20 protein-coding genes are annotated in these 20133 nt (G+C 34.8%); 8 read left to right on the plus strand and 12 right to left on the minus strand.

Features of this window, described 5'->3' with window-relative positions; translation table 11 throughout:
* Nucleotide 1: 1 nt before the first annotated feature.
* The 4 genes from ABD676_RS10610 to ABD676_RS10625 are packed head-to-tail and all read left to right on the plus strand — an operon-like array spanning nucleotide 2 to nucleotide 2041.
* Entirely contained in the window at nucleotides 2–532 is a 531-nt protein-coding gene (locus ABD676_RS10610) for a DUF1697 domain-containing protein (RefSeq protein WP_344674647.1), read from the plus strand.
* A 39-nt stretch (nucleotides 533–571) separates the two neighbouring features.
* Complete coding sequence (locus tag ABD676_RS10615; protein WP_344674648.1) at nucleotides 572–1093, plus strand: SRPBCC family protein; 522 nt, start codon at nucleotides 572–574, stop codon at nucleotides 1091–1093.
* 1 nt (nucleotide 1094) lies between these two features.
* Nucleotides 1095–1469, plus strand: coding sequence for a nuclear transport factor 2 family protein (locus ABD676_RS10620; protein WP_344674649.1), 375 nt, complete (start codon nucleotides 1095–1097; stop codon nucleotides 1467–1469).
* Between the two features lie 53 nt (nucleotides 1470–1522).
* Entirely contained in the window at nucleotides 1523–2041 is a 519-nt protein-coding gene (locus tag ABD676_RS10625) for a hypothetical protein (protein WP_344674650.1), read from the plus strand.
* Here ABD676_RS10625 and ABD676_RS10630 read toward each other — a convergent pair.
* The 4 genes from ABD676_RS10630 to dctA form a co-directional block, all read right to left on the minus strand.
* Nucleotides 2038–3165 carry a serine hydrolase domain-containing protein gene (locus ABD676_RS10630; RefSeq protein ID WP_344674651.1) on the minus strand — a complete coding sequence of 376 codons (1128 nt, stop codon included), beginning with the start codon at nucleotides 3163–3165 and terminating at the stop codon, nucleotides 2038–2040. The two genes, ABD676_RS10625 and ABD676_RS10630, sit on opposite strands and share 4 nt — an antisense overlap.
* Nucleotides 3166–3266: 101 nt before the next feature.
* Complete coding sequence (locus tag ABD676_RS10635) at nucleotides 3267–3650, minus strand: YkvA family protein (RefSeq protein WP_344674652.1); 384 nt, start codon at nucleotides 3648–3650, stop codon at nucleotides 3267–3269.
* 265 nt (nucleotides 3651–3915) lie between these two features.
* Nucleotides 3916–5121, minus strand: a complete 1206-nt coding sequence (locus tag ABD676_RS10640; protein ID WP_344674653.1) for an NAD(P)/FAD-dependent oxidoreductase — start codon at nucleotides 5119–5121, stop codon at nucleotides 3916–3918.
* Between the two features lie 72 nt (nucleotides 5122–5193).
* Nucleotides 5194–6468 carry a C4-dicarboxylate transporter DctA gene (dctA, locus tag ABD676_RS10645; RefSeq protein WP_344674654.1) on the minus strand — a complete coding sequence of 425 codons (1275 nt, stop codon included), beginning with the start codon at nucleotides 6466–6468 and terminating at the stop codon, nucleotides 5194–5196.
* A gap of 479 nt (nucleotides 6469–6947) precedes the next feature.
* Between dctA and ABD676_RS10650 the strand changes: the two genes are divergently transcribed.
* The gene (locus ABD676_RS10650) at nucleotides 6948–7667 is read left to right on the plus strand and encodes a superoxide dismutase (protein ID WP_344674655.1); all 720 of its coding nucleotides are present in this window, start codon (nucleotides 6948–6950) and stop codon (nucleotides 7665–7667) included.
* A 114-nt stretch (nucleotides 7668–7781) separates the two neighbouring features.
* Here the strand turns inward: ABD676_RS10650 and ABD676_RS10655 are convergent, their stop codons facing one another.
* Nucleotides 7782–8225 (minus strand): SRPBCC family protein, encoded by a 444-nt coding sequence (locus ABD676_RS10655; RefSeq protein ID WP_344674656.1) that lies wholly within the window; start codon nucleotides 8223–8225, stop codon nucleotides 7782–7784.
* A gap of 243 nt (nucleotides 8226–8468) precedes the next feature.
* On the opposite strand from ABD676_RS10655, the gene mqnC reads away from it, so the two are divergent.
* The 3 genes from mqnC (at nucleotide 8469) to ABD676_RS10670 (ending at nucleotide 10449) form a co-directional block, all read left to right on the plus strand.
* On the plus strand, nucleotides 8469–9593 hold the full coding sequence (gene mqnC / locus ABD676_RS10660; RefSeq protein ID WP_344674666.1) for a cyclic dehypoxanthinyl futalosine synthase: 1125 nt from the start codon (nucleotides 8469–8471) through the stop codon (nucleotides 9591–9593).
* Between the two features lie 8 nt (nucleotides 9594–9601).
* Nucleotides 9602–10162 carry an SMC-Scp complex subunit ScpB gene (scpB, locus tag ABD676_RS10665; protein WP_344674657.1) on the plus strand — a complete coding sequence of 187 codons (561 nt, stop codon included), beginning with the start codon at nucleotides 9602–9604 and terminating at the stop codon, nucleotides 10160–10162.
* Between the two features lie 113 nt (nucleotides 10163–10275).
* Nucleotides 10276–10449: a hypothetical protein gene (locus ABD676_RS10670; protein ID WP_344674658.1), complete on the plus strand. Its 174-nt coding sequence runs from the start codon at nucleotides 10276–10278 to the stop codon at nucleotides 10447–10449.
* Between the two features lie 224 nt (nucleotides 10450–10673).
* Here the strand turns inward: ABD676_RS10670 and ABD676_RS10675 are convergent, their stop codons facing one another.
* The 7 genes from ABD676_RS10675 to ABD676_RS10705 form a co-directional block, all read right to left on the minus strand.
* A complete protein-coding gene (locus ABD676_RS10675; protein WP_344674659.1) occupies nucleotides 10674–12971 on the minus strand; it encodes a GH92 family glycosyl hydrolase in 2298 nt (765 codons plus the stop codon).
* 73 nt (nucleotides 12972–13044) lie between these two features.
* Nucleotides 13045–14019 (minus strand): NAD(P)H-quinone oxidoreductase, encoded by a 975-nt coding sequence (locus ABD676_RS10680; RefSeq protein ID WP_344674660.1) that lies wholly within the window; start codon nucleotides 14017–14019, stop codon nucleotides 13045–13047.
* A complete protein-coding gene (locus tag ABD676_RS10685; protein ID WP_344674661.1) occupies nucleotides 14019–16706 on the minus strand; it encodes a TonB-dependent receptor in 2688 nt (895 codons plus the stop codon). Before ABD676_RS10685 ends, ABD676_RS10680 begins: the two co-directional genes overlap by 1 nt.
* A gap of 197 nt (nucleotides 16707–16903) precedes the next feature.
* Nucleotides 16904–17431, minus strand: a complete 528-nt coding sequence (locus ABD676_RS10690; RefSeq protein WP_344674662.1) for a ferritin — start codon at nucleotides 17429–17431, stop codon at nucleotides 16904–16906.
* Nucleotides 17432–17592: 161 nt separating this feature from the next.
* Nucleotides 17593–17955, minus strand: coding sequence for a hypothetical protein (locus ABD676_RS10695; protein WP_344674663.1), 363 nt, complete (start codon nucleotides 17953–17955; stop codon nucleotides 17593–17595).
* A 481-nt stretch (nucleotides 17956–18436) separates the two neighbouring features.
* Nucleotides 18437–18778, minus strand: coding sequence for a ribosome hibernation-promoting factor, HPF/YfiA family (gene hpf / locus ABD676_RS10700; protein WP_344674664.1), 342 nt, complete (start codon nucleotides 18776–18778; stop codon nucleotides 18437–18439).
* A gap of 14 nt (nucleotides 18779–18792) precedes the next feature.
* Nucleotides 18793–19674, minus strand: coding sequence for a tyrosine-type recombinase/integrase (locus ABD676_RS10705; RefSeq protein ID WP_344674665.1), 882 nt, complete (start codon nucleotides 19672–19674; stop codon nucleotides 18793–18795).
* Nucleotides 19675–20133: the final 459 nt, after the last annotated feature.

A 20133-nucleotide genomic window follows, 5' to 3' on the forward strand; every position in this document is an offset into this window, starting at 1 on the left:
ATTGAAATCCTATATCATTTTTCTTCGAGCAGTAAATGTATCTGGCAAGAATATTATCAAAATGTCAGCATTAAAATCAATTTTAGAAGAAAATGGATTGCAAAATGTTCTTACTTATATACAAAGTGGTAATATCTATTTAAAAACAGAATTAGAGAAAAAAGACTTAGAAAGACAACTTCAACAAATAATCAAAGATCATTTTCACTTAGATATTTCTTGTTTTGTAATAGAGCCTACCAAATTAGAACAGATACTACAAGAAAATCCATATTGTAATGGTGAAGAACCTAATAAAGTCTTTATTACATTTCTGGATGCTATACCAGATTCCAATTTGATTGCAGATTTAAAATCAATTGATTATAGTCCAGAGACCTTTTTCATTAATAAGGATATTTTGTATTATCATTTGCCCATGGGGATGGCAAAGAGTAAATACAATAATAATTTCTTTGAGAAAAAACTTAAATTGAAAGCCACAGGACGTAATGTTAATACAGTACTTAAAATGCATCAACTTTTGAAATAAATCAATAAAATAAAAACATAAAAACCAATATCATTAATCATGAAAATTTTAAAATACCTTTTATTTATCATATTAGGTCTAGTTGGCCTAATACTAATCGTTGCAGCTGTGGTTCCGAAAGAATTCCACGCAGGAAGTGAAATTGTCATACAAAAACCTAGTCAAGAAGTTTTTGATTATGTAAAATTAATCAGAAACCAAGGAAATTATGACAATTGGTCTCGTCAAGATCCTAATATTGAAAGACACTATGAAGGAACAGATGGCACACCAGGTTTTACCTATACTTGGAAAAGTAAAAAAGTAGGCGATGGCAAACAAGTTCTAACCAAAATAGATGAAGGAAAACGTGTTGATATGGATCTGTTTTTCAATGGCTCAGACGATCCTAATCCTTCTTATATGGAAATAACACCTATCGATTCGACAAGTACAAAAGTTGCATGGAAAATTGATGGAAAAATGCCCTATCCTTTTAATCTTATGTCGCTGTTCTTTGATATGAACAAAGATTTTGCTGCTGGATTATCCAATTTAAAAGAAATTTTAGAAAAACAATAAGATGAAAATTACATCTCCTCAAGACTGTGACAATTCACCTAAAAGAAGGATAGTAAAGGAACTAAACATTGCCTTTGCTGAAGCTAATATTCCGGCATTAGAGGAATTCTTTCACCCCAATATCGAATGGGATATGGTTGGTGATCGAACAATAAAAGGTCTTGAGGAGATAATAAAATTTTTAGAAGGTATAAAGGTTCAGAAGGCTATAGCCCTTAATCTGGAGCAAATTATCACACATGGAAAATATGCTTCTGCAGTGGGTATATTGACTTTCAAAGAGAATAAAATCGCTTTCCATGATCACTATGAATTCACCTCTGCCGGTTCAAGTAAAGTAAGGAAAATAATCAGTTTCGCCATTCCTGTTAAGTAATGAAAAACATTTTTTAATTATTAGGGTCCTTAATAGGAAATATCCAATTAGTTATGAAAAATCTGCTTTTAATATTCATTTTGGCAATACTGTGTTCATGTCAATCCAATTCCAATAAAACTGTAAAGGTTAAACAAGACAGTATTATAGTTGCTTCTGTTAAATCGGATGCCTGTACCTGGTTGAAGCAGAATGTTGAAGCATTCTTTAATTCAGATGATCAATCTATTATGGAAACAATGACTACTGCCGACTATTTCGATTATAAAATGGATGCCATTAATCTAGATTTGGATGTAGATGGTAGTTTAACGGGGGATGAATTTAAGAAAAAATGGTCTTCTAAATTCAATACCGATTATGCAGGAAAAGGTGTTGGATTCTTGATATCCACTCAAGATTGGGGATCCATTCAAGTTTCAACTTGTGATGTGATTCATGAAGATGTAAACAGCATAACCTTAAAATCAATAATTTCTGATTGTGAATTTCAAACGGATTACCATCGAGAAATTACTTTATTGAAAGAAAATAACAGCTTTAAAATCAAAGATGTAAAAGAATTTGATTAAAGTTTATTAGCATATACCTTTCCCAGCCAATGAAATAACTTTTCATTTTCTAAGCCTTCAATTTCTATATCTAGTGCCTCCATGACTTCATCAAAAACACCTGCTATTAGGAGGTCATCACGATTGCTGAACATCGAAACGGACTTTCCTTTAATTGGATAAAAAACAACAATATTATGAAAACCTGTACTTTCACCTGAATGGAACAGAATATCCTCTCCCGCTTTATCTTTTCCAATAAACCAACCAAAAGAATAAGATACATTTAGATTTATAGGGAATCGATTTGCATTCCAAAAATAGAAATCCTGACCTATTGGATTAGACAACAATTTCGATAAATGGCCTAGCCAGATTGCATAATCTGAAGCAGTGGTATAGACTCCTCCATCACCCATGGTTCCGCTGGTTAAGCTCTGATCTGCAAATATAAACTTCCCCTTGTCCGGATGATATCCATATGCACGTGGATTTGGCACTCGCTCCTTACTCATAATGAGTGAATTCTTCATGCCTAGATATTGAAAAACATGTCGTTGCATATAAGAAGGATAGCTTTGATTAGAAACTTTTTCAATAATTAAAGCCAATAAACAATAGGCTGTATTGCTATATCTGAATTTACTTCCAATTGGAAAATAGGTTTCAGTAACTGGTTCAATAATCTTGAGCACATCAGCATCAGTTAGTTGAACAGTCCATTTATCACCCATCAGATTCTCATAATCTGCAATTCCAGAGCAATGGTTTAATAACTGCTTTATTGTAATTGCACCTACATTACTATTTAATGTTGGAAAATAATAGTCTATACGTTGATTTAAGTTTAGTTTTTGATTGTTGGCTAATTGATAAATAGCAAAAGCAGTAAATTGTTTACTTACTGATGCCATTCTAAAAGGCATATGAATGTCAATGTTTTCCTTGGATTTTAAACTTGCTAAACCCGTACTTGCTGAAGATACTTTTTGCCCTTCAAGTACATAAATCACAGCACCTGGCCCTGTTTTATCAGGATAATTCTTCTCTAAAATACCCTGTAAGGTGGAAGATAGATCCTGTCCTTTAGTACTAGAAAACCAAAATAGAAAACAGGAAAATAAAATTAGGTTTAGTTTATACATACTCAATACTAAGGATTATTTTTGTCAATTTGAAACCAAATAAAAAGGGATTAAAGCATTTTCATGCTTCAACCCCTTTGTTGTAAATACTTAACTTATTTTTATTTTGGAATGGTAAACCCTGCAGGATTTAACTTACGGTGTTTTCTGTAACGATCAATTTCATCAGCCAACTTTGAAATCGCAAATCCAACAATAGAAGCATCATCCAACCATCCTAATACTGGAATTAGGTCAGGAATAGCATCTAATGGAGACACCGCATATAAAATCGTGGCTACAATAACGGATAAATTCCATTTGTTCATTTTATATCGGCCAGAAAAAGTATCTTTCACCATATCAATCAATAATTTGAAATCACTCGCTTTTTCATCTAAATGATGTGCTTTATCTTCTGCAGCTGCAATATCTTCATTTGTTAATTTCCTATTTTTAAAGGTATTGAACAATAATAATGCTCTGCTAAAGTAGTTTTTCTTCATTTTTTTTATATCCATATTTCCATTATGACCAATTAGTATTCAAACGGTTTAACAAGATTAAAATTATTTTTCAGAGATGAAAAGCATGAATATTAAAAATTTATTAAAAAAATATTAAGTCATACACAATATACCGAATTCCTAGTCGTTATATATGTAAAGAAGAGGTTATTTTATTCTTACTATGACGAGATGTTATAAGAAAAAAGTAAGATAACTTTTTAAAGAAAGCGGTTGATTAGAATTAATCAACCGCTTTTAATTTTTATCTTCCAAACGCAAAATAAGGAGTTAGGGGGTGTTTCTCATTTTTTAACCAAGTAGCAACCATCTGCATCCCAGTTACCGAGAAGGTTATACCATTACCTCCGAACCCTAATACGAAATAGGAATTCTTGAACTTTTTATGTTCCCCGATATAGGGTAGTCCATCCTTAGTGGAACCAAATGTTCCTGCCCAAGCAAAATCGGTATAAAAATCTTTTCCTTTGAATATCTTTAAAAATTCCTTCCTCAGCTTTTTTGCTTTAACAGGCAATAACTTATCCCGCTTTTCCGGATTTCTGAACTCCTCATCCTCACCTCCTATTAAAAAACGATCATCGTCTGTTGTCCGCATATACAAATAAGGATCCGAAGTATTCCAAATCAAAACGTCCTTATAGCTCTGATTAAGTTTATAATCTACTTCAGAAACAATCGCAAAAGTACTCAACAAATCAACAAACTTTTCTGGAATCATATTCGCACTTTCATAGCCAACACAGTAAATAATTTTTTTAGCTTTTATATGATAGCCGGTCTCAAATTCAGCAAGCTCATGTCCTCTTTTAGATTGAACTTTGATCAATTCTGTCTTGTCAAAAACTTTTAATCCTTTTTTAGAGTTATAAGCGATCAATTCATGAGCTAACATAAAGGCATCCACACTTGCACCCAGTACAGATAACATTCCTCCGTAAGCAAGATGGATATCATATTTATCACATATTTCCGTTTCACTTAGCCAATCCAATTTGAAGCCTGCATCTTTTCTTGCCTTATACTCCTTTTCCAACCATCGGACATCCTTTTTCCGACTAGCATAGTACAGTGAGTCCTTAAGTTTATACCCTGCCTTAGATTTTATACTGGAACAAATTTCCCCTAGGTCTCTTATCGCTTGAGCACAAGCCTCATAACTGGCAATCGCACCTTCCTCTCCTATTAATTCCTTTAATTGATATAATGGTATATCGATTTCATATTGTAGCATTGAAGTAGTAGCAGAAGAACTCCCATTTACTAATTCCCTCTTATCTACTATTATGGTATTATATCCTTCCTTAATACATTGATGAGCGATTAGACTTCCCGTAATACCTGAACCAACCACTAATATTTCACATTCTAAATTTTCTCGCAAAGAGGGGTAAGAATTCATAATACCATCCTTTACAAGCCAAAAAGGTTCGTTTGATTTTAAATCCATAAATATCCAAATAATGCTTTATCAAGCTAGTTTATTGGAATAAGTATGAAAAGTATGAAAATGTTTGATTAATTAGGTTTTTTGACCATGTGCGGAACCCAATTTATCGTGTAATACTGCTTCATCTAAGCCATTTTCATATTTTGCAACAACAAGGGTCGCGGCCGCATTTCCTATTATATTGGTCAATGCACGTGCCTCACTCATAAAACGGTCGATACCTAGAATAAGGCCTACAGCTTCTACAGGAACATGCCCTACTACCGGAAGTGTAGCCGCTAAAGTCACAAAACCACTACCTGTAACACCAGCAGCCCCTTTTGAAGTGAGTAATAAGACCAACAGCAATGTAATCTCCTGCTCTAAGCTCAGATGCATATTTAACGCCTGAGAAATGAATACAGCCGCCATAGTAAGGTAAATACAAGTTCCATCTAAATTGAAGGAGTATCCAGTAGGAATTACCAATCCGACAATTGGCTTTGAACAACCTGCATCCTCCAACTTCTGCATCAAACCTGGTAATGCTGATTCTGAAGAAGAAGTCCCTAAAACGATCAGTAACTCTTCCTTGATATACTTTAATAATTTGAAAATATTGATGTTTACATAAAAATATAAAACTGCCCCAATGACGAAAACAATGAAAACAATACAGGTTAAGTAAAAGGAGATCATCAATAAGCCTAATGATGATAGAGCTTCCACCCCATATTTTCCTATTGTAAAACCAATAGCGCCCATGGCACCAATAGGCGCCAAATACATGATCATTTTTATGATGGCAAATAATGCTTTAAGAAATGATTGGAGAACAGTTAAAACAGGTTCCGAATTCTTTTCCCCAATTTTGGTTAAACCAATACCAAATAGAACTGCAAAAACTAAAACCTGTAGAAGATTATCAGAAGCTACTGCTGCAATGACGTTATGAGGTATTATGCTGAGGATGAAATCCATCACATTTTTATGCTCTTCAGATTGCTTTACATAATTTGATACGGCCTCAGGATCTAAACTTGCTGGATCAATATTCATCCCTGTTCCTGGCTGAATCCAATTGACAAATACTAATCCAATAATCAATGCCACGGTTGTCATCACCTCAAAGTAGATTAATGAGCTCAGACCTATTTTACCAACCTTCTTAATATCCTGCATCCCAGCGATTCCGATGACTATAGAGCTAAAAATCAATGGCGCAATGACCATTTTAATTAGCTTAATAAATCCATCGCCCAAAGGCTTTAATTTTACAGCAAAATCAGGATAGAATATTCCACATAGAATTCCTATTAATATTCCCAAAATAACCTGTACATATAGGCTGGAAAAGAATCTTTTCATTGGTGTTTGTTCAGTTTAAGTTTAATTGAGGTGATATAGTATGCAATCAAAATAAGTAAAAAAGTATGAAGTCAAAAAATTAATTTTAGAACCGAAGATTTTCCAATCCTAAAATCCCATGATTATTCTATTAAAAAACTCAATTTTTCTAGAAATCTAAACATATATCACATTTCAATGACATCAATTATCTAAATAAATAGCTAGTTTTACTACAGAAAAATTACCAAACGAATAAAACATTTTACTGAGCAGATAATTATCAGATTAAAAGGATTATATCGTTTAGTTAATAAAATATATGTATCGTAGTCACTTTATTTTTTTCATGTCTAATGAATTTACATTCAATATTACCCAAGCTGTCACCCTATTGAATAAGAATCAAAAACTAAATTGGCAATTAATAGGATTAAAGTTCCATTTCGATACAACCCATATTCAAAATTTCTAAAACCATTCATAAAAACAAAACAATCATGAAGACTTCAAACAGAAGAACATTTGTAAAAAGTAGCGTAGTAGCAGCTGCTGCTGTATTATTAGCTGGAAGTACAATGGCGGAATCCCTAGTTGGTGAACCAACTTTGGCACCGGTAAAATTTGAAATCGCAAAATTAACCTATCAATATGCTGATATGGAGCCTGCCATTGATCAGACGACAATGCAGATCCACTATGAGAAACATTATAGTGCATACGTAAATAACGCTAATGAAGCAATTGCAGCTGAAAAAGTACAAGAGACTGATGCGAAAAAATTATTAGCAAATATCTCTAAGTATTCTTCAAAATTACGTAACAACGCAGGTGGTGCATACAATCATGAATTATTCTGGTCTCTACTTCGTAAACCAACTCAAAATAACGCTCCTACAGGCGAATTATTAACTGCAATCAATAAATCATTTGGTTCATTTGAAAAATTCCAAGAAGAGTTTGCTAAAGCCGCAGCTGGACAATTCGGATCTGGATGGGCATGGTTGGTAAAGGATGGAAACCAATTGAAAATCGGATCTACAGCAAATCAAGACAATCCATTAATGGATGTTTCTAAATTCAAAGGAACGCCAATTCTTGCTCTAGATGTATGGGAACATGCTTATTATCTTCATTATCAAAATAAACGTGCAGACTATATCAAAAACTTTTGGTCTGTTGTCAATTGGGATCAAGTCGCAAAATTGTACAAAAACTAAGATCTCATTCTAAATAACAAAACACAAAATAACCTTACCAATTGGCAAGGTTATTTTTATTTATAGGGTTGTATGAATTCAAAAGAATGGAGGCACCTGAAAACTTCAAAAAAGCTATATAGGTAAAGAACGTTTTTCCAAAAACTTATTTAAAGACTCCCCTAAAATTCGTTCCCATCCAGATTCAAATTTTGCATGTGTATAATTCTCTCCAGCATCCTTAAAATTCTCTAGACCCTCATGTGTTAGATGCAATGTCGTTGCTCCCCTTCGTGGAATCAAACGCCAAGTGATAACCGAAGTACCTTGACTTTGTTTCGGATGTCGCCATGTAAATTTAAATATTTCTGGAGCCTTCGATTCAACAACCTGACAATGATGCATCAGATTCTTATCATCATTCGATTTATAAAACTCGAATTCTCCTCCTACCTCTGTTGTAAAATTTGGAATCTCAAAAAACCAATCTTTCATGCTCTCTTGGTTGGTCAATGCCTGCCAAAGTTTATCTGCAGTAATAGGGTATGTACGTTCAATGTGAATTGTTTCTGGGCGCATGGGGACCTCCTTGTATGTAAATGTGTCGTGTATTTAAATATAAACAATATATCTACCGGTTAGTGTTAATTCTTTATTAACACTAAGTAAAAATAAAGTCATAAAAGATACTATCCATTTAAGTTTTCTTAATTCCAATTAACTGGATCTAAATTGGAACATTTAAATTAATAGCCTATCTCGTCAAACAGTAGCTTCTAAACACTTTATATTTCATGAAAAGCTATGTATCTTTGTTATCAGATGAATGTGAATAGTTTATTAGCGCGCGCATTAGAATTCGACTTCCTAACAAAGGAAGAAGGAATCTTCTTATATCACGAAGCTGCTACTGCCGATTTGGTTTATGTAGCCAATGAACTTCGTAAGATCCAAGTACCTCACGGTAAAGTAACTTGGCAAATTGATCGAAATGTCAATACCACGAATGTATGTATAGCAAACTGTAAGTTTTGTAATTTCTTCCGTAGGCCAGGTCACGAGGAAAGTTATATTACAGATATTGAAACCTACAAACAAAAGATTGAAGAAACCTTCCGTTATGGAGGCGATCAACTACTTCTTCAAGGAGGGCACCACCCAGACCTAGGTTTAGAGTTCTATGCTACTCTTTTCAAACAATTGAAGGAACTATACCCAACCTTAAAACTGCACTCCTTAGGCCCCCCAGAAATAGCTCATATTGCCAAACTTGAAGGCATGAGTCATATCGATGTTTTAAAAGCTTTAAAAGAAGCTGGATTAGATTCATTACCTGGTGCAGGTGCTGAAATTTTAAATGATCGTGTAAGACGTTTGATTTCTAAAGGAAAATGTGGCGGACAAGAATGGCTAGATGTTATGCGTGCTGCCCATAAAATCAATTTACCTACATCAGCAACCATGATGTTTGGACATATTGAAACAATCGAAGAACGATTTGAACATTTAGTATGGATTCGTGAAGTTCAACAAGAAAAACCAGAAGGAAATCATGGATTTATAGCTTTCATCCCTTGGCCGTTCCAAGATGATGGTACCTTGTTGAAAAGATTACGTGGAATCACCAATGACGTTACTGGAGATGAATATATCCGCATGATTGCATTAAGCCGTATTATGCTACCGAATGTAAAAAACATTCAAGCCTCTTGGTTGACCGTTGGAAAACAAACTGCTGAGCTTTGTTTACATGCCGGAGCAAATGATTTTGGATCCATTATGATTGAGGAAAATGTGGTATCAGCAGCAGGTGCTCCACATCGTTTCACCTCCAAATCTATTCAAGATGCAATCCGTGATGCAGGATTTGAACCTCAATTAAGAACTCAAACCTATCAGTTCCGCGAACTACCAGAGCACATGGAAGAGCAGGTTATTAATTACTAATCATTACTTTGAAAGATATACTTTTAAATATCGAAGCCATTATCTTTGCTTCAACTGAAGGAATTAGTCAAAAAGACTTACGTGAAGTATTACAAGATGCGTTGGCAATTGAAATCACCAAAACGGAGTTAGCCGAATTCATTGGGCGTATTAAAGAAAAATATTCCTCAGAGGATCAGGCTCTATTATTGGCCAATATCAATGATCAATTGCAATTCTTGACCAAGCCGGCTTACCATGATGCCATCAATCAATTACAGATTCATAAGGAGAAGAAAAAGCTTAGCCAAGCAGCATTGGAAACCCTTGCAATTATTGCTTACAGACAACCCATCACGAAACTGGAAGTAGAGCAAATTCGAGGTGTCAATTGTGACTATTCTATTCAACGTCTTCTAGAAAAAGGATTGATTCAAATAGCTGGAAAAGCTGATAGTATTGGCAAACCTATTCTTTATGCGACAAGTGGTCAATTTATGAACCATTTCGGTTTAAGTAGTGTTAAAGACCTCCCACAGCTAAAAGACATTGTCGCTGAGGAAAATAGCATTGGAGAAATTGTTGAATAAATACTTGCTTTTTTAGAAAATTTTTAGGTGCTAAATAATTTAAAAAAAATATTTACCAATTGAATTTTCTTGTATAATTTTACGTTACTAAAGTAAATATCACAATATACAACATGGCTACAATGCAAGCAATTGAAACTGAAGAAATGGTTGATGAAAGAGTGCTCAACTTCAATGGTCCTGATGATGATTCAGATGATGTCTTTGATGACGATGATGATTTTGGATTAGATGATATCGACTCAATTGGGGGATATGATGATTTTGATGATGATGACGACTTTTAGTCATTAATAACGATTGAATCACCTAATACCATAGTAACATCGACTTGATTTAATGCAGTATCCGATTTATCGGATCTATACAGTCTAAACGCATTTTAAACGCTTGGGAGAAGATCTCAAGCGTTTTATTATTATATAAATCATCATAATCTCGGATAAAATATACAGCAAAAAAAGACGACTGAATATAAACTCAGTCGTCTTAATAAAGCTAAAATTATTAATTATTGATCATCCTTACTTAATGAGAAGGGTAAATCCGATTTATTAACTCCTCTGCTTTTATTTGGTGCAGAGCCCATATCAAAATTGAGCTTAGCCCCTTTCATGAGTTCGCTGTGTTTGATATAATTTTTCGAGTAATTTTTACCATTCCATTTTAGACCTTGAATATATCTATTGGAATCTGAATTATTTTTACTTTCCAAAATTACTTTCTTTCCGTTTTGAAGATGTAAGGTCACTTTATCAAAAATTGGTGAACCTAATACATATTCATCTGTAGCAGGTGTCACCGGATAAAATCCTAACGCTGAAAACACATACCATGCAGATGTTTGTCCATTATCTTCATCACCACAATAACCATCTGGATTTGGAGAATACATTCTATTCATCGTCTCGCGAACCCAATATTGGGCCTTCCAAGGTGCTCCAACGTGATTATATAAATAAATCATATGTTGAATCGGCTGATTACCATGTGCATACTGACCCATATTAGCAATCTGCATTTCGCGAATCTCATGTATTGGAAAACCATAATAGCTATCATCAAATACAGGAGGTAATGAGAAAACAGAATCAAGTTTGATTTCCATGGCTTGATGTCCTCCCATCAATTTAGATAATCCTTCAATGTCTTGGAATACGGACCAGCTATAATGCCAACTATTTCCTTCCGTAAAAGCGTCTCCCCATTTAAACGGATTGAAAGGTGTGGACCAAGATCCATCTTTATTTTTTCCACGCATTAATCCAGTCGAAGGATCAAAGAGCTTGCTATAATTGTAGGAACGTTTTTTATAAAATGCTTGATCTTCTGCCGATTTATTCAACGATTTTGCCAATTGATAAATAGAAAAATCATCATAAGCATACTCTAAACTACGTGCAGCATTTTCATTAATCTTAACATCATAAGGCACATAACCCAGTTCATTATAATATTCGGCACCTGCACGCCCAACAGCTGTCATTGGTCCAGCATGATTTGCCCCTTTAATGACTGCCTCATAAAGTGTTTCGATATCTTTAGAACGAACGCCTTTTATCCAGGCATCAGCTACTACTGATGCAGAGTTGTTTCCAACCATTATGTTTCGATATCCCGGACTTGCCCATTCAGGCAACCAGCCTCCCTCTCTATAAGCATTTGCAAGCCCTTCCTGCATCTTTTCATTTACTTCTGGATACATGAGGTTTAAAAATGGAAACAAGGCTCTGAATGTATCCCAGAATCCTGTATCGGTGAACATGTAACCCGGCAACACTTTTCCATTGTAAGGCGAGTAATGCATGACCTGACCATTTCCGTCAATCTCATAAAACATTCTTGGAAATAATAAGGAACGATAAAGACTGGAATAAAATGTACGCATCTGATCTATCGTAGCGCCTTCAACTTCAATTCTACTCAAAGCCTTATTCCAAATATCTTCACCTTTTTTTACTTGCTCATCAAAAGATTGACCATCGAGTTCTTTTAAGTTTAGGACTGCTTGCTCTGGGCTAATAAATGAAGAGGCTACTTTAACAAGTACCTTTTCTCCAGCATTGGCAGTTTGAAATCCTAATAAGGCACCTACATGGTTTGCTTGAACTTTATAACGACCATCCGTTAATAAAGAGTCCGCAAATGTCGCTACATTGGCAAATGGACGATCAAATTCCAAAACAAAATAATTCTTGAAATTATCAGGTACTCCTCCACTATTTTTAGTGGAATATCCAACAATACGTTGTTCTCTAGGTAATACCTCGACAAAAGATCCTTTATCAAAGGCATCAATTAAAACATATGCAGAATCGGTTTTAGGAAATGTAAAACGAAAATAAGAAGCTCTCTCTGTAGGTGTAATTTCAACCTTGGTATCATAATCAGCTAGATAAACGGAATAGTAATGTGGTTTTGCCACTTCTGCTTTATGGGAAAAATAACTTGCTCGCTTATCCTGATCAAATGTTTTATTTCCTACCATGGCCATTATGGAAAATTGACCATAATCATTCATCCATGGTGAAGGTTGATGCGTCTGCTTAATCCCCCTGATTTTTTCAGCAGTATAAGAATACATCCATCCATCGCCCATTTTTCCTGTTTGAGGACTCCAAAAATTCATCCCCCAAGGCAAAGCAATTGCAGGATATGTATTTCCACTTGATAAAAAATAAGTTGACTGCGTACCGACTAAAGTACTTACCATATCAATTGGTTTCTCAATCTTACCTACCTTCTGTGCAAAAACACCCAGTATGCTCCCACCTAAAAAAATTGCTGTTGTAATGATTTTTAAGTTCATATTTTTTTTAGAATAGGTTATCTCTTGGAATAAAAATAATAAAAAAAACCAATAATTAGATAGCTAAAAGTATTTAGCCATTCATTATAAGAACTATCTTACCAAAATGTTGATAACTATCGAAGTACTGATGAGCTTGAACAACTTCTTCTAAAGTAAATACTTTTGTTAACATGGATTGAAAATTACCCTTTGCAAATAATGGTATGACCTGTTCTTTTATTTCTTTCGTCAAAGCCCGTTTAAAGTCCACATCTCTTGCCCTAAGTGTTGACCCCGTCAATAGAATACGCTTCTGCATCAACTTAAGTAAATTCAAATTCACCTTTGCTCCTTCAGTGGCATTAATTTGAATTAATCGTCCATCTTCAATTAGAAGATTAAGATTCTTTTCAAAATAAGACCCTCCAATACTATCGAGTATAATATTTATTCCAAAATCTTTTAATTCACTTTCAAAATTCTCCTGATGATAATTGATGGTCTTTACTGCTCCCATTTTTAAGGCAAATTGAGCTTTTTCCTCATTTCCCACTGTACAATAAACCGAAGTACCGAATTGCGTAGCCAATTGTATGGCCATGCTTCCAATACCTCCAGAACCACCATGGACTAATAATCGATCTCCTTTTTTTAATCCGCCACGTTGAAATACATTATGCCACACGGTAAATAGAGTCTCAGGTAGAGATGCTGCATCCTCAAAACTAAGGTTAATAGGCTTTCTAATACATAAACCTTCATCAACACAAACTTCTGTTGCATATCCTCCTCCAGCTAATAACGCAAAAACTTCATCACCAATTTTAAGCTCTTTAACCTCAGCTCCTAAAGCTTTTACAACTCCGGATACTTCTAGTCCCGGTATATCAGCTACAGCACCTGCAGGTGCCGGATAATTCCCTTTCCTCTGAAAGACATCAGGTCTATTAATCCCCGCAGCCTTAACATCCAGTAACACTTCTTTAGGTCCAGGAATTAAACCCTCCCTTTCCATCACCTCCAAAACTTCTGGACCTCCAAAACTCCGTATTACAGCTGCTCTCATTACTTTTTATTTGGGTAAGATTGTAAGCGCAAGTTCAAACTCAACATTAAATATCGACCTAAACGATTATTACGCGATTCAAAAACATCATTACCTATATATTCTGTCATAACCCCCACGTTCTTGTTTTGATCCAATAAATCAAAACATTGTAAACGGATCATGGCCATCTTATTTTTTAAAAAACCATATTCCATATAAGCATTAATAATGGTGGGATTAACATCACTCACCTCAGCTACATATCCTTTATAAAACTTTTGGGACATTTCTGCACCCATCATAAATCCATCGCCTATATATCCTTTTCCTCCAACACTAACCAAAAAGGAATGAGCTGCAATCTTATTCTTTATAGGCAGTTCATAGGTAGCACGATTTAAGAAATAGTTGGTGTTGAATATGGACTCAAAATAATCGTTCCAACTGTATTTTAATACCAAATTCTGATTATACAATAACTGCTTCGTTTTACTCTTGATTTCATTGATAAAAGACAGGTTATTATAGTAGTCAATATTACCTGTTATATCCATTTGGAAATTATCATTGACAAACGGTGTATTGAAATAATAGTTCCATTTGACATCGTAATAACCATCGGTATTTTCAAAAGTCGTTTCCTGAACCGTTTCATTAGATGTAGACTTCTTTACACTGACAATCTTATTGTTAATAAATGTATAGGCTAAATTCGACTCGAAAAATTGTCCCTTATTAGGAACAAACTTTCTTACAGATGAGGAAATTCGGTTATAAAACTCCGCCTTTAAAGAAGGGTTACCAACAATAATGTTTCGTGAGTTTGAATTGTCTCGAACCGGTGTAATATGTAGAAAGTTCGGCTGTATGTTCTTACCCAAATAATCTAACTTAATATCGAAATTATCCGAAAACTTATAGCGCACATTAGTAGAAGGTACCAGATTAACGTTACTATAATCATATTGTGCCGTATCACCTTTCACACGCCCTGATATGGACAATGGCTGTACCGAGAAGCCCATATTTATCCTAAACTTATCATTCGGTTCATACTGGTAGTTCAAACCAGTCTTATAACTTTTATATTGGTAGGCATAATCAACACTTAAGGAGTCTACCCACCCCCCGTCATGACCAATCGGATTTCTTACAGCTCTCCTAGCCTCAATATTGGTGATATCTACATCATGTAGAATCTCCAATAAGCTATGATTGAAAAACGGCTCTACATATGAAACAGAACCCTTCATGGAACTCGTATTATTCCTAGAGTCCACCAATTGACTTTGTTCAAACAGATTAATTACCGGACTAAATCCTGTAGAATCAAAACGTACATAATCTTCTTTAATATCTTCATCCTTATTCAAGGATTGATAATTCATTCGTGCATCTGCCACCAACTTCCTGCCTTGCTTCTTAAAGTATTTAGAGTATAAAACAGAAAATTCTGCTGTTGGATTAGAATTTATGGACGTATCTTGATAAGTACCTCTTTCACGAATTTTATAGTTGGTTGCATTTGTAGACTTGAGGTTATAATTGTAAAAACGGTTATAAGTAAGCTTGGGAACAATCTTTAATAAATCCTGATTTTTGAATTTTGAATTTATTTCCAATTGTAGCTTATGAAAGTTATCATTCAATTTCCGTTCAAAATCCTCCATCCTTTGGATTCTAAACCCTTGATATGAAGAGGTTAAGGAGGAATTACCTTTAGTAATGTTTTGCTTGCTTTGGTAAGTATAGCCTCCGGATATCGAGACATATTTCCCTAAACTATCCGTAAAACTAAATCCTATGGATGATAACTTATTGAGACCATCTGATTGATCGGAGAAATCTCCTAAATCTCCCAATCCCGAACTTCGTCCTCCAGCACCATTTGGACTTCCAAAGGTAAATAAACTGGTATTGGTGTTATTAACAGAAGCAACAACAGAAAACTCCTGCCCATCATTAAATTTATTGACACCTATACTCCCCAAATAACGATCACTTGAGCCAACGCCTAATGTACCCTGCCCGAACGTAATCTTCTTTTTATTATCTTCTAATACAATATTGATGATCTTTTCAGGCTCAGTATTCTTTATTCCCTTTTCATGAGATACATCACCATAATCATCAATAACCTCAATTCTTTTTACAATCTCTGCTGGTAAATTCTTTGTCGCTGTTAATAGATCCCCACCAAAAAATTTTCGTCCATCAACCTGCGCTGAAGATATCAGCACACCATTATAATAGGTAGTACCATCTCGGAGAACTTGAAATCCTGGAAGATATTTTAGGGCGTCTTCCAATAATGCTCGTTCAGGAATAGAAAAAGCGCGTAAATTAAATTGGGTCGTATCACCACGGGAAATTACGGGTACCACCTTTACAATATTTACTTCAGGGATTAAATTCGCTCTGGGTATCATACTCACCCTTTTAAGATACAATTGCGAACTATAACGGTTAAATAGATGACTGCGATTTAAGATATCGTAGCCAATCATACTATAAGAAACATTAATCATGTTTCCTTTAATATTTCCAAATTGATAAAAACCATTTTCATCTGTCTCGCTGGACATGGTATCTAAAGTGCTGGTCAAACGTACGCTGACACCTTTCATACCTACACCTGTTGTATCAACTACCAAACCCTCAATACTGCGCAATTGGTTCTGCGCATATAAGCTATGCTTAGCCATGCAACATAGTAAGAGTATAAGTATGATTTTATAGATGATACGCACAGGCTTTAAGACAATTTTAAATACTGATTTATTACCATTATTGCTAAAGAATGAAATTTACCATTAAAACGCTTAAACTAAAAATATTTGTATAAAAAAAACGGGCTAAATTTATGCTTTAGCCCGTTTTTATAAAATTTTAATTGGAAATCTTATTCACCATCAAAAGTTACTTTTACCAAGTGACGGTCAATTTCCCAACGTCCTGTACCTTCTTCTCCGATTACATCGAATAATTCAAGGATACGACGTGCTACATATTCTTCTTCAACTTGTTCTTGTAAGAACCATTGAATAAAGTTAAATGTTACAAAATCCTTTGCTTTCATACATTTGTCAGCAATCTTGTTGAATTGCTCTGTTACGAACATTTCTTGCTCTAAAGTTTGCTCAAACACACCTCTGAAAGATTCAAAATCAACAGGTACATTTGTGATTTCTGGAGAGATTGAACGTCCTCCACGTGCAGAGATGTAATTGAAAATCTTCAACATATGCGTACGCTCTTCATCAGATTGTTTAGCAAAGAATGCTGCAGCATTGTCTAATCCTTGGTCATCGCACCAAGCTGACATCGCTAAATATAATGCTGATGCATGTCCTTCAATCTTAACTTGTGCGTTCAATATGTTTTCGATATCCTCAGAGATCGAGGTTTTTAATTTCAATAAATCTTTCATGTCTATATATTTTAAAAGTCTAGGAGACCCATATCTCCCTATTGTTAATACAAAGATAAGGCTAAAAGGTGTTTTTAGGCTGAAAAATCTGCAATACAAATTCAGTCTAAATTAGCCATACACTAAGTTAAACTATTTAGAATCAGTATAATTACAAAGAATTAAATTGCGAGTATTGCTTTAGACTGAAGACAGTTTTTAATCTCGCTATTTAGCTCGATCATAAACTTTGCTCCTGCCAATAATTCTCTCATTTTCAGAATGTCTTCAACAGAAAGAATAAATATGCGTTCCGAGCGGAACGGCATTAATATTTCAAAATCAAAAGAACGCGAGGAATTACATAACATCAATTCCACATCCATCGCATCAATAGTTTTCTTAAACTGAAAGAAATCACGAACCTTAAAAGGAGTAGCTTCCCCTTGGAAATCCAACCAATAACAGTTTTTTCTACTACACTGATAAACCACACCATGCTCGGTTTTAAATACTTCCTCGAAACTCGCTAATGGACAAATCATCTGCTTTCTCTTAATTTGGAACAAATCTAAATATTGTTAAGAATTATTCCAAATAAATTGGCAATTAGTAGACCGCTGTGTAGCACTTTGGGCAGTAGTTAGTCGAAAGTATTTAGTATTTAGACCTATTGGCGGAAAAACCTATGCTTTTTGAACCATTTTATTACCAACGGGTATCGCACTAGCGTAGGGGCAGTACTGAGTGAGGATGGAAAGGGATTTATCCCTGACGAAGACGAGCGGAATGTCTGCCCGAACAAATAATATTAAAATTCATGATTTAAAATTATGGAATTTTATTTGGTTAATAGTCGGTCGAAGCATGCTTCGACCCTACATTAAATGCGTAAATATTTAACCCAATAACACATTTCCTATCTCACAGCGAAGCGATCTCACATCTCATATCTAATAGCGTAGCGATCTCAATAAGCGATCTAACTCTACCAAAATAAAAAAGCCCCCATCTGGGGGCTTTTCATTAAAATTCTTCTTCTTGATTTAATATTTCTTTATGGTTACTTGTCGATGTTCGTGTTTTGGTTTTATGTTTATTTATTTGACGTCGGATGGACTCGATGGCTATGTCGGTAGCTTCTTCAAAAGTTTTAGCCTGTGCTTTGGCAAACAGCTGATTGCCAGGAACATTAAATTTTAACTCGACGACCTTGTTAGCTTCGTCATCTACATTTTCTAACCTGAGGTAGCATGCCCCTTCAATAATGTTGTCTAAAAATTGATTCAATTTCTCAGACCTCTTCTTAATGAACTCGATTAGTTTACTGTCTGCGTTAAACTTAATAGATTGCACTGTAATGTTCATTTTTCCTCCTTTTTTTAAGCCTTTGGATGGGCTTGTTTATAAATTGATTTCAATCGTTCTGCCGAATTATGCGTGTATACCTGTGTAGCCGATAACCCAGCATGTCCTAATAATTCTTTAATAGCATTTAAATCTGCCCCATTGTCCAATAATGTCGTCGCAAAACTGTGTCTCAATACATGGGGACTACGCTTTTGCTGCGAAGTAATCCTGCTCAAGTATTTCTTTACTATGCTGTAAATCATCTTGGGGTATGCAGGCTTCCCTTCTTTGGTAACGATCAATTCTGCTGAATTGTTTTGAAATGATGTGGCTTTTTTTTCTTGAAGATATTTATTCAATTCCTCAAGTAAGGTCATGTGTATGGGAACAAAACGCTCCTTGCTCCTCTTTCCCAAGATAAGAATTTTTTTATTATAAAAGTCAATATCATTTTCCTTTATTTTCAATAATTCCGCCAAACGAATACCAGTTCCAAAAAGCAATTCCAAAACAATGAAATCACGACGATCTTCAAAATCCTCCGCCTCCGCATCCATTTGCTCCAATAGTTTTAACATCTTTTCCTGTTCCACAACTACCGGAAGTTTTTTTGGCGTCTTTAATGCCTTTAACAAACTACTTGGATTCTTTGGTATTAGTTCCTCGCGAACTAAAAACTTATAGTATGATTTGATCGATGATATCGCACGATTTACAGAACTCGCCTCCTTACCCTGCTCCCGCATAGTTGAAAAGTAATATCGCAGAAACTTATAGTCAACCTGCTCAAATGGAATCCCGTCCTTTTCTATAAACTGAAGTAAGTTGTCCAACTCCAAATTATAGGCCGTGATCGTATGTGATGAATATCGCTTTTCAAACTTCAGAAAATTAATAAATCGATCCTTATACATATCCTTGATCTTGTATTGTAAGTATAAGGATAATTATTCAATTTATAAGTGCCCAAAATCAATTTTATCTGTGACTTCAGCGCCTTATTTAGATATTGACAAAGCAATGATGAATGAAAAATTCAAATCTATTCAATATCTACCATTGACCCGCTTATTTGAATGAATTCACATACCATGTCTCATATCTAATTGCGTAGCGGTCTCCTATCTCATAACTAATAGCGAAGCGGTCTCATAATGGCTTTTTAGAAGGGGCGATGCATGCATCGCCCCTTCTATGTTGTATTCCAAGTTTTTTCTTGATTATTTGTTTCTAGATGTTGATTTTACGTTTTTGATCCTTTCCTTAAGGCCAAAAACTCCTCGTCCGACGGATTTTCCGCCGGTAGCCAAATGACAATTACTTTCCAAACAACCTTCTATCAGCAGACTTATAGCTGCAATGTCTTTTTCAGT

Source organism: Sphingobacterium kyonggiense (genome assembly GCF_039536825.1).
Lineage (GTDB): Bacteria > Bacteroidota > Bacteroidia > Sphingobacteriales > Sphingobacteriaceae > Sphingobacterium > Sphingobacterium kyonggiense.